The 1,513-nt window shown below is 57.6% G+C and carries 2 protein-coding genes; both read left to right on the top strand.

Features of this window, described 5'->3' with window-relative positions; genetic code table 11:
- Positions 1–598 (top strand): methionine adenosyltransferase domain-containing protein (locus tag HZB34_00640; GenBank protein MBI5314458.1); only part of this gene is annotated, 598 nt, incomplete at its 5' end.
- A 126-nt stretch (positions 599–724) separates the two neighbouring features.
- Positions 725–1,513: adenosylhomocysteinase (locus HZB34_00645; protein MBI5314459.1), on the top strand; the 789-nt coding region annotated here is incomplete at its 3' end.

Here is a 1,513-nt window from a genome sequence, read left to right on the forward strand (position 1 = left end):
GCAACACAGCCCCGACGTCACCAGCAAGCAGATTGAGCGTGAGATCATGGAAAAGGTCATTAAACCCGTGATGCCAAAAGGGCTCTACGATCCAACCAGCGTGAAGCATCACATTAACCCCACCGGCCGTTTCGTCGTCGGTGGCCCGATGGGCGACACCGGTCTCACAGGCCGGAAAATTATCGTCGATACCTACGGCGGACACGGCAGTCATGGCGGCGGCGCGTTCTCGGGGAAGGATCCCACAAAGGTGGACCGGTCCGCCTCGTATATGGCCCGCTATATCGCCAAGAATCTCGTCGCCGCCGGCCTGGCCGGCAAGTGTGAAGTGCAGCTGGCCTACGCGATCGGGGTTGCCGATCCGGTGTCTGTCCTCGTTGACACTAAGGGCACTGAAACGGTGTCGGTCGATATTCTCGATAAGCTCGTGCGCAAACATTTCCCCATGACTCCCCGGGGCATCATCGATCACCTGAAACTCAGGCGCCCGATCTTCCGAAAAACCGCTGCCTATGGCCACTTCGGTCGCACCGAGCCTGAGTTTACGTGGGAGAAAACCGATAAGACAAAGGCCTTGCGCAAGGACGCCGGGCTGTAAGCGTCCGAAGCGTAGAATGTCGGCAAAGGGGGACAGGTTCTCCACCTGTCCCCCTTTGCATGATGGCGCGTGATAACCATTAACCATTGACGGCTGTCGATGAGCATTTCTGAGAAGGAGGGTGTCGTGGATTACGATGTCAAAGATATCAAGCTAGCGGACCAGGGTCGGTTAAAGGTTGAATGGGCCGAAGCCACGATGCCCGTGTTGCGCCTCATTCGCAAACGATTCAAGCGAGAGCAGCCACTGAAAGGTGTGCGGGTCACAGCCTGCCTGCACGTCACGACGGAAACCGCGAATCTGGCCATCACGTTGAAAGCCGGCGGGGCCGATGTTCGTCTCTGCGCATCAAATCCACTCAGCACACAGGATGACGTCGCTGCGGCCTTGGTGCAACATGAAGGCATTCCGACCTTTGCCATCAAGGGCGAAGACAATGCCACCTACTATCGTCATATCGAATCCGCCATCGCGCACCGCCCTCATGTCACCATGGACGACGGGGCTGACGTGGTCTCACATCTGCATTCCAAGCGAAAAGAACTGTTGAAGAATGTGATCGGCGGCACGGAAGAAACCACCACGGGTGTGATCCGTTTGCGTAGCATGGCTGAAAAGAAGGTCCTCAAGTTCCCTGTCATCTCCGTCAATGATGCCGACACGAAACATATGTTTGATAACCGCTACGGCACCGGGCAATCCACCATGGATGGCATCGTGCGTGCCACCAACCGGCTGATCTGCGGGTCCGTCGTCGTCGTCGTCGGATATGGTTGGTGCGGGCGCGGGATCGCCATGCGGGCCAAGGGCATGGGCGCAGACGTGGTCGTGACTGAGATCGACCCGTTGAAAGGTCTTGAAGCGTTGATGGACGGCTTCCGCGTCATGCCGATGGAACAAGCTGCGCTGATCGGA

The organism is Nitrospirota bacterium, from assembly GCA_016219645.1.
Classification (GTDB): Bacteria; Nitrospirota; Nitrospiria; order Nitrospirales; family Nitrospiraceae; genus Palsa-1315.